At 42.7% G+C, this 9,698-nt stretch carries 7 protein-coding genes; all 7 read right to left on the reverse strand.

What is annotated here, in order from left to right:
* Positions 1 to 55 precede the first annotated feature (55 nt).
* On the reverse strand, positions 56 to 2,257 hold the full coding sequence (locus DP117_RS32015; protein WP_169222207.1) for an anthranilate synthase: 2,202 nt from the start codon (positions 2,255 to 2,257) through the stop codon (positions 56 to 58).
* Positions 2,258 to 2,966: 709 nt separating this feature from the next.
* Positions 2,967 to 4,340, reverse strand: a complete 1,374-nt coding sequence (locus DP117_RS32020) for a nucleotide pyrophosphatase/phosphodiesterase family protein (RefSeq protein ID WP_169222208.1) — start codon at positions 4,338 to 4,340, stop codon at positions 2,967 to 2,969.
* Between the two features lie 92 nt (positions 4,341 to 4,432).
* Complete coding sequence (gene eboE, locus DP117_RS32025) at positions 4,433 to 5,722, reverse strand: metabolite traffic protein EboE (RefSeq protein ID WP_339381109.1); 1,290 nt, start codon at positions 5,720 to 5,722, stop codon at positions 4,433 to 4,435.
* 30 nt (positions 5,723 to 5,752) lie between these two features.
* Positions 5,753 to 6,991, reverse strand: coding sequence for a 3-dehydroquinate synthase (locus DP117_RS32030; protein ID WP_169222209.1), 1,239 nt, complete (start codon positions 6,989 to 6,991; stop codon positions 5,753 to 5,755).
* Positions 6,985 to 7,629: a DsbA family oxidoreductase gene (locus DP117_RS32035; protein ID WP_169222210.1), complete on the reverse strand. Its 645-nt coding sequence runs from the start codon at positions 7,627 to 7,629 to the stop codon at positions 6,985 to 6,987. Before DP117_RS32035 ends, DP117_RS32030 begins: the two co-directional genes overlap by 7 nt.
* Positions 7,574 to 8,734, reverse strand: a complete 1,161-nt coding sequence (tyrA, locus tag DP117_RS32040; RefSeq protein ID WP_248277929.1) for a bifunctional chorismate mutase/prephenate dehydrogenase — start codon at positions 8,732 to 8,734, stop codon at positions 7,574 to 7,576. The genes DP117_RS32035 and tyrA overlap by 56 nt, the downstream gene beginning before the upstream one ends.
* An 18-nt stretch (positions 8,735 to 8,752) precedes the next feature.
* Positions 8,753 to 9,698 (reverse strand): UbiA-like protein EboC (eboC, locus tag DP117_RS32045; protein WP_339381110.1); only part of this gene is annotated, 946 nt, incomplete at its 5' end.

The following is a 9,698-nucleotide window of genomic DNA, read 5'->3' on the forward strand; positions in this document are numbered from 1 at the left end:
GTGTAGGGGTGTGGGGGTTAGGGGAAAAGGGGATAAGGGGACAGGAAATTCTTGACTAATGACTAATAACCAATGACTCTTGAGTCTGAGTGTATGCACGCACTACGTTTTTAATGATTGCCAAACCAAGTTCTCCTGCTAAGCTCATAATAGACTCTGGATGAAATTGCACAGCTGCTACAGGAAGTGTTTGATGCTGAATTGCCATGATGACATCATCGTCTGAAATTGCAGTCACTTTGAGTTGTGCTGGCAATTTTTGCGCGAGAGCAAACAATGAATGGTATCTACCCACAGAAAATGATTCTGGTAAACTCTTGAAAAGAACAGAATTTGAATCAGTAACAAAAATCCGTGAAGATTTACCATGTTGAGGGTAGTTGAGAATTCCTAATTCTCCACCAAACGATTCAACAATTCCTTGCAATCCCAAACAGACTCCAAAAAGCGGAATTTGCCGACGTAAGCAAGCTTGGACAGTTTCTGGAACACGAAAATCACTCGGTCTACCAGGACCAGGAGATAGAACAACTAAGTCTGGACGTTCTGTATCAAACAGTGATTCCGAGAAGCCATGACGTAATGTTGTAACTGTCGCACCCGTTTGGCGGATGTAATTTGCGAGTGTGTGAACAAATGAGTCTTCGTAGTCAATCAGTAAAACGCGTTTAAGCGATTCCACATCTGGAATACAAGCACTCAATTTTGTTGAACTGCATTCTTCCGGTTTTATCCCCTGCTTGGTGCGACGAATCGTCTCAAATAAAGCCGCAGCTTTAGTAATTGTCTCTTGTTCTTCTGCTGAGGGCAAGGAGTCATAAAGAACAGTCGCGCCGACTCTGACTTCAGCAACTGAGTCTTTGAGCCGAATTGTCCGCAAAATTAATCCGGTATTAAAATCGCCGTTGAAGCTTAAATAACCAACTGCTCCACCATACCACCGGCGGGCACTACGTTCGTGGTTTTCGAGAAACTGTATTGCTGAGCGTTTGGGAGCACCTGTTACTGTCACTGCCCAAGTATGACTTAGAAACGCATCCAAAGCATCAAACTCTGGTCTTAATAATCCCTCGACATGATCCACTGTGTGAATCAGGTGACTGTACAATTCTATCTGACGACGACCAATCACTTTTACTGAACCTGGTTCGCAAATCCGTGATTTGTCATTGCGATCCACGTCTGTACACATCGTCAGTTCGGCTTCTTCTTTGCCAGAGTTGAGGAGTTGACGAATCTGTTCAGCATCATCAAGAGCATCTTGTCCTCGGCTAATTGTTCCACTGATTGGGCAAGTCTCTACGCGCCTACCTTCAACTCGCACAAACATTTCTGGAGATGCGCCGATGAGATACTCTCCACCTAAGTTAAATATAAACCCATACGGACTGGGATTAATTTGCTGTAATGTTTGGAATAATTTGCTGGGTGGTTCTTCACAAACTTCAAAAAAGCTTTGGCTGGGAACAACTTCAAATAAGTCTCCCCGACGGAAGTAATCTAATGCGACTTCTACTTGGTTTCCATACTCCCCTATTTTATGGTCAGAAGTTAAAGTTGGAATACGGCGCAGTCCTTTATAATCAATCGACTCGCCTGTTCGTGGAAGATTTTGGGTCTTGCCATGCGCTGTTTCAAACTCGTACTGCACACGGTATGCTCGTTGTAAATAGTAGTCAACAACGAGCAATTCATCCGGTAAATACAGTACCAAATCCCGCTGGTCTGTTGGACGCTGTAAACGCTTGGAAATCGGTTCAAACTGGAACACCAAATCATATCCAAACGCTCCATACAGTCCTAAATGCTCGTCTTCATCACTAGAGAAAGCATGGAGGATATCGCGGATAACTGTAAACGCAGAAGGTTGTTTACTGCGCTCTTCTTCTGCAAATAGTTGCGCTGCTGGCTTGACAGAGCCAGTGATATCATCATTCTCTAATTTAACTTCCTCAAGTTGAGAATGCGCTGATAATCGTGTAAAAAGAACTGGTAGAAGCACCTTGCCTCTATTGTTGAGCGCTTTTAGCGTGAAAGTATTCTCGCGTGTTGTTACCTCTATTGGTGGATTGACAAATCCAATTGCCCATCTTTTGTATCTGCCTGGATACTCATAACTACTTTTGAGTAAACCTCCACGCTGAGAGTCCAGGTGAAACAAAATTTCGTCTAGAGCTGTGTCTGTTTGCACTTCGCTAATCGAGCGAGATACACTTATACCGCCAGCAGTTGTGTAGGAGTGAGAATCAACAATCATGGACAATTTCTCTGAAGTAGTTATGAGTCATTACGAGCCAGTACTTGATGAAGGTTTCTGCTCTCATAGTATCTGGTGAAACCAATCCGCATCAGGCGTTTTCTCACGCCCAGGGAACTGGCGTTTGCTTTTGGGGTACGCTTTTTTGCATATCCGAAGAGCGTTCATTAGTCATGCATCTAAATTTTGACCAATGACTTTCAACTATCCTGCGTCTGTACTATGTCAATTAAAAACTTACATACTACAACCACAATGCAAGATATCGAGATTAAAAAGTAGTCTATTTAACTTGTCTCAAACTAGGCGTTATTGCGGTTGTCTGTTCAAATAAGAACTTTCTTGCTAAATGAAAACCGAGTGACAAACCGGTTGATGAACATATTGCATTCAACTAGGTAACAGCCTACAGTTGACAGTCAAAACCTTAAGTAAAGTTTTAGATTTGAATGCGATTGGCTATGAGATAAGCCTATCTGAATGTTCAAAAGTGATACATGAACATTTTTTTGATAGTTGTGTCAATTTTTTTGTTTTTACTCAAATGCTTCAGTGCAATTTCTAAGAGAGTATGAAAGTATGTTTGCGCTTCTACCGTGAGTTAGAAGTGAAGATATACTTTTGAATAGCAATTCTTCTACTTTCTTTGCGAAATCCTTACCATAGCCTGGGTTTGAGGACAAAAATCTATATTCTCTATTCCCAGTCATTAAAGAGTGATATGTCGAAGGATTAATTGACAAACATCTGTTGCTGCGATTGATTCAGACTCAAGCAAATGAGTTTGACGAGTTATAAACAACGGTCCATATGCAGAAGAAGCGGTGACACAACCGTGAGAGCCACGTACTAAGGTAGCATCTAAAGGAATGACATCCATTAAGTAGCGAAAACCTAGCTGTTTTTTCAGCAATTTGAAACCAATTTTGAACTGAGGAAATTTGAGATTGGGATCAACGAATAATTCTACAGGATCGTAACCAGGCTTGCGATGAATATCAACTGTTCTGGCAAAATCAGGGGCACGATTGTCATCAAGCCAGTAGTAGTATGTAAACCAAGCATCTGAATTTGCGATCGCCACTAACTCTCCTGACCTTTGATGATTCAAACCATAAGCTGGCTTTTCGTCTTCGCCTAAAACTTGAGCAACACCTTGAGTATCTTCTAAGAGCGATCGCACTTTCGGAATATAAAACGGGTCGTTGACATAAACATGAGCAATTTGATGGTCAGCGACAGCAAATGCTTGACTTGCAGCCGCGTCAAGCAGTTCTCGTCCCAACTCTTCACGCACGGCTAGCAAACCATTTTCCCGCAATATCCGATTGAGGTGAACGGGTTGGGAGACGGGTGTAATACCGTATTCTGACAACACAATAACTTGAGCGCCTCGATTTTCGTAGAATTGAATCAAATCACCACAAACAGTATCAATCTCTTGTAAATCCTTGGTGACTCGGTTGTCGTCAGGACCAAACTTTTGCAAGCAATAATCGAGATGAGGCAAATAAATGAGTGTTAACGTTGGGTTACAGCGTTCTTCGACCCACTTGGCGCTAGAAGCGATCCACTGAGTAGAAGCAATGGATGTGTTGGGACCCCAAAAATTGAAGAGTGGAAACTGACCTAATTCAGTTTGGAGTTGCGTTCGCCATTCATAAGGCTGTGTATAAATATCGGGAATTTTTCTACCATCAGCTGGATACATTGGTCGCGGGGTAACTGCATAGTCAGCCGACGAGTACATGTTGTACCACCAGAACAAATTAGCGCAGGTAAACGATGGGTCTAATGAGCGTGCAATATCCCACACTTTGGGAACTTGAACAAGTTTATTAGACTGTCGCCAAAATTTCACCTCACACTCGTCACGAAAATACCATCCATTAGCGACAATACCATGTTCATTGGGCATTTTCCCTGTGAGATAGGTTGCTTGAGCTGTGCAGGTAACAGCTGGTAACACGGGGGCGATAGCGCCGACTTTCCCTGAAGCCGCCCAACTTGACAAGAACGGTGTATGTTCTCCTAACAAGCTAGGTGACAATCCTACAACGTTGAGAACTACGGTTTTATTCATAATCGAATGTAAATAATCTTGTTATTTATTCAGCAGGGTGCATTAGCAATAACACTAACGCACCCTACGTATTTTTTCTTTACAAATATCTCTTAACTGCTTATCAACTCTAAAAGCTGGTTATTAACTAACAATTTTGATAACACCCATTCATACTCTCGTTGGATTGATGCTAATAAATCTAGTTTCATCTGGTGAGGTAACACTTCCCAAGTGTAAGTCTCAATTTCCAGATGACTACAAGCATGATTGATTTGTAGCAAGTCTAATACGCTAGAAATATCGTCTTGAGTTGATTGGAGGTGCTGGTAATCACGGATAAAAATCGGGACATGGAAGTGAATCCGCCATTCACGATCTGTTGTGTTGTCTAAATCTGGTAAAGCCTTTTCCAAATCTGTATAATGACGTAGCTGTCCTGTACTTTCGCGCGCTATGACTTGATGTAAGTACGTAGACTCAGCAAAAGGAAGCAACCGTTGTTTCACTTGACGGCGCTGTTCGATATCGGTAGGAATGTTCACCTGTAAAGCTGCACTGATTTGAATCTTACCAACTTGAATTCCAGCCGCTTGAAATTGCTTAAAAACCGAAACGGGATTTTCATACTCCACAGCAAAGTGGCAAGTATCATAACAAACACGCACGTGTTCTAAGATAAGAGCTTCGGCTGCTTCTAAAGAAATGCCTAAATGCTTTGCTAAATATTCTCCACCAACTGGCAGTAAATGCGTCTGGAAGTAATCAACCACTTCAGCAGCATTTTCTATGAATCCATCTGGTTCTGGTTCCAAATCTATGTGCAGGAGTTTTCCTGTTTCGGCTCGAATTTGTGCCATCTGAGCCACGACCTGTGCTAAGTTGAGGCTGGCGCTAGTTGTTAAGGATGACAGAAAAACTTGATTTCCCTGGAACCAGGGTTTATAAGATAACGGCAATGTGGAAATGCTGCCTTCCATCTTAGTAGGCAAGAGTTGTGCCAATATGTTTACCAGTCGTAAAGTGTAGTCTAACCGCTCCTGCTTTGACCAATCTGGTGCATAAACTTGGTCTTTCACAACTTGCCAATGAAATCCACCAAAGGGAAAACCATTTAAGGTAAAGACGTAGAGGTCAAGTTCAGTTAACCATGACTGAAACTCAGCTAAAGTGTTTCCTTGTAGGAGTTCCCTGGTTGCGACATCCGCCAAACGCAATCCAATACCATATGGTTTGTCTGGGGCTAGCTGTGCTTTGAGTGCAGGAATATATTGCTTTAAGTTGGCAAAGACTTGACTCCACTCTTCACCAGGATGAATATTTGTACAGTAGGTTAGGTGAAAGTTGTGATTTGTGTCTATTTTCATTTCTGTTCCTTCGCTGTTACGCCAAAATAAGTGCATACATTGACACTCCCCACGGCTGTGTAACTTTCACATAAGGCATTCCCAACCTGAGGCTGGTAAGGAAGAATTATAATACTCGCTCAACAACCAAATTGATTGTCGAAATAGAGATATATCTACCTCATGAACCTCTATACCCTTACCAATACGTTGCAAAAGCGTTAAGGTTAATTCACCGCCCAAATGTTCCCGAAACTCACTCAACCCTCGGAACAAGCAACGAGGATGTTCTGGTTCTGTCATTTTTTCAGACAGTTCTGGTACATACAACACAAAGCCTAATGACAACAAAGTATTTAATATCCGTTGCCACTCCAAGCGAGACAGCAATCCTATCAAATAGGAATAGGTACTATCTAAAGCAATACCGATCGCCACTGCTTCCCCATGACGTAATCTGTAATGTGTCAGTTGTTCAAGTTTATGTGCTGCCCAATGACCGAAATCCAATGGACGAGATGAACCCACTTCAAAAGGATCACCATTGTTAGCAATATGATCCATGTGCAACTGAGCACATCGGTAGATAACCTTTTGCATCGAGTTCAAGTTTCGACAGCCGAGTGCATGAGCGTGAGTAGCTATATACCCAAAGAAGTCAGCATCTTTGATCAGCGCCACTTTTACTGCTTCTGCAATTCCAGAACGCCAATCACGATCATCAAGGGAAGTCAAGAAGTTAAAATCGTTTAAAACTGCATAAGGTGGGGCGAAAGTGCCCAGAAAATTCTTTTTGCCAAAAGCATTGATTCCGTTCTTGACTCCGACACCAGAATCATTTTGTGCCAAGACTGTTGTTGGAATACGAATCAGACGAATTCCTCGATGTGCTGTGGCTGCTGCATATCCAACTAAGTCCAATACAGCACCACCACCAATTCCTAATAGGTAAGAGTGGCGACAAAGCCCCACTTCATCTATGATTTGATGAATTTTTGAGAGTTCATTTGGATCATTTTTGGCTGCTTCTCCTCCTGCGACGATGATTGGCTCAGCCACTTGCTTGATTCTTTTTGCATAAAAATCGCAATAAGTAGCTATTTGCTTGAGCAGTATTCGTCGAGACTGCAACAATCCTGAATCGACAACTGCTAAAACTTTTTTCGGCTCAGTTTCCCGATCAGCGGCAATCACTTGTGCCAGCAGAGGATTTTTGATATCAAACACACCGTTGGTAAAATGCACCCTATAGTCGAAGGTTACTGAGAAGCTTTGGCGGATGGGTTGCAAATTCAGTGTAGTGTTTCGCCGGATGTCTATTACCATATTTTTGCAGATACTTCTATAAGCGCGGCACGATTTAAAGCTTGAAGGAACACTTGTTGTGAGTGTGAACCGTCAATCCTAACTTTGTTGTTGATAATGTAATAAGGTACGCTAGTGATACCATTTAATCGAGCAAATGTTGACTCGCTTAGAACCGCATTGAGTGCAGTGTTGCTGTTCAGCTGTAGTCGTAACTCAGTAGAGTTCATGCCGACTTCTGTACCAATGGCAACTATAACATCAAGGTCACCGAGGTTTAAACCGTTTTCAAAGTAAGCCTTGTAAACTGCTTGCACAACATCGTTTTTGATGTCATCTGGTGCTAGCGTAATCAATTGGTGGGAAAGGATACTATTAACAGCTAAACGAATCTTGTTAAAATCTAATTTAACTCCTGTGGCATGACCAATACTTTGCACATGGTCAAATAGCTTTTCTAGTGCTTGCGGTTCTATACCTTTTCTTTGTTGCATATAGCTACGAAATTCATAGCCAGCAGGAGGAATGGAGTTGTCTAGAAGAAATGGGTGCCACTGAATTTTGACTGTGTGTTGAGATTGTGCCAAGGCATCAAAAAGATGCTTATGACCGATTCGGCACCACGGGCATACGGTATCGTGAAAGATGTTGATCAGCATGGTTTTCTTGAGTGAGCTTAACAGAACTGATGCTTTCGTCGTCAAAAAAGCTTTGAGCAGTTTCAAATTCTTGAATGAGTGCAGTTCGGTCTTTGCCTACAATTAACTTTGCCAAACGATTGTAAGTCTGAGCTAACTTAGCAATAGCATCACATCTATCTTGCGTAGCCAGCATAATGTCTACACATAACTGTGGGCTTTGAGCAAACAAACGCTTGATGATTTCAATCTCTTGACGGTAGCTTGGGCTTGACATACACAAACTGCGCTCTATGTCAATCTTTTCTTGCGCCAAGAAAACACCAACGCTAAATCTGGAAAAGTGTCTGGTAGCCTGAATAATCACCATCATCTCGTCGTGTTCTTCAGGTGTGGAGACTATAACTTCCGCAGCTTGATTTTTGATAAAGTCTAATAACCAGGTAAATGAATCGTCATTCCGACCTGGACAAGCGACTACCTTTTGTCCAGCAAAGGATTTAACATTCGGACCAAACATAGGATGCAATCCCATTACCGGGCCACAATGGTATTGAAGCATTGCTTGAACTGGCTCAGTTTTAACACTTGTGATGTCACAAAGTGCTGTTGTTGGTGCCAGGTATTGAGCAGCACGCTTAATAACACTTACTGTCCACTGAATAGGAACACAGATGATCACAAGTTCGGCAGGACCTAGCAGCTTATCTGCATATTCCCAGTCTTCCGTATCGAGAATACTGACGTTGTGACCAGCTGCTGTCAGTTGCTGCGTGAACAGACGCCCCATCCTACCACGTCCACCGATAATGGTAATTTTTTGAGGTGTGACTTTTTGTTTCGGCGAAGATGAAGTCACAGTGGAAAGGGCAGCATAACAACTGTTAATTAAATTTGCCCAAACTGATTCAGGAACACCAGCTTGAGCAAGTAGGAGAATTAGGTAAGCTAGTTGTTGTTCTATGGCTGAAAGTTCTGATGCTTGTAGAAGTGATGGGCGATCGCGTAGCGGCTGCAAAGCAGCATCGCCTTGAGTGAGTTTCCCTACAGCAGCATCGCGCAGCAGCTCGATCAGGATTTGATCTGTTTGCTTGAGCTTTTCTGGGGTCATGATTATATAAGGCAAATAGTTTTAACGTCTGCTTCAAGTAACACTAAATATTTGTGACAATGCCATTGAAATCGGTAACAGGCACAAAACCAATAATCCATATGGCAAGCTAGCAAAACCAGCAGCAACTGTGGCATCTAAAACAATAAGTGACAAGACTCCTACACGTACAGCTGTGCGGATGTTTTCTGGAGATGGTTTGCTGACTGCGTTGAGAAAAGGTACTAACACTCTCGCCGCCAGTAACATCACGAATGGTAAAACTCCAAGCAGATGATAATTTTCTAAGCAACTCAGTCCTAATAATCCAGCAATGACTGTACTAATTAGTATGAGGGGGATCGCACCAGTACTACTCTTACCTCCATGAACTTCACCTCGGCTAAGAGTTGTTATGGCAGCAATGTAAACAATCGGAATCAGCGCTAAAAACCAATAGTTTGATACCATTGGTGAAACCGCACTTACACCAAGCATAAGGTTACCACCGCGACAAAGTCCCATGTTGAGCGGACCAAAAATAGGGTGATGCTTGCTGTAAGCATCGTAAAGAACAGCAGCAGCAGCAATGCCACAAGCGAGAGTAGCACTTACCCAGCTGACTTGAGAGGCTGCCAATATCCCAGCACTCAAAAGCAAACCTCCCAGAACAGATGCTTCTTTACGAGATGCTCTCCCACTGGGAATAGGTCGCTCAGGTCTTTCTATGGCGTCTATTTCAGCATCAAAGACATCATTCAAAACAATACCACCACCATATAAACCTGTAGTTGCTAAAAGCAACCATACAAGTGGTATCAAATGGGAAGAAGATAGGCTAAAAAAGACAACGTATCCTGAAGCCGCGAACCCAGCGAGAACATCTGCCCAGGCGGTAACGATGTTAGCAGGTCGCAGTAATTGGAGATATGCCCAAAAGCGATGCGAATTTGAGATTGCAGTGTTCATGGCAAGGTGTGGGGAGGTGGGGATTAGGGGC

The sequence above is a fragment of the Brasilonema sp. UFV-L1 genome (assembly GCF_012912105.1).
GTDB lineage: Bacteria > Cyanobacteriota > Cyanobacteriia > Cyanobacteriales > Nostocaceae > Brasilonema.